The organism is Tenacibaculum sp. AWR4_210 (genome assembly GCF_056160945.1).
This window is the reverse complement of sequence record NZ_JBSWYF010000080.1, coordinates 1-297: the sequence shown is the minus strand read 5'-3', so window position 1 is coordinate 297 and position 297 is coordinate 1. Positions and strand designations below refer to the sequence as shown.

The window sequence follows — 297 nt, the reverse complement described above, 5'->3', positions numbered from 1 at the left end:
CTGGAGGAACTGCCTTAGCAGGAACAACAGCATTGAGCACAGGAACCTACTATGCATCACAAACAGTAAGTAGTTGTGAGAGTAGTAGAACTTCTGTAAGTGTAACCGTAAATACCACCCCAACAGCACCAACAGCAAGCGCACAAGCATTCTGTAGTGCCGATAGCCCAACAGTAGCTGATTTAGTAGCTACGGGAACAGGTATCCAATGGTATGCAGCGTCAACAGGAGGAACTGCCTTAGCAGGAACAACAGCATTGAGCACAGGAACCTACTATGCATCACAAACAGTAAGTA

1 pseudogene is annotated in these 297 nt (G+C 46.5%); it reads left to right on the top strand.

Annotated features, from left to right (window positions below):
• Positions 1-297 (top strand): annotated as a pseudogene (locus tag ACXAG7_RS20110) (hypothetical protein); the annotation flags it as partial.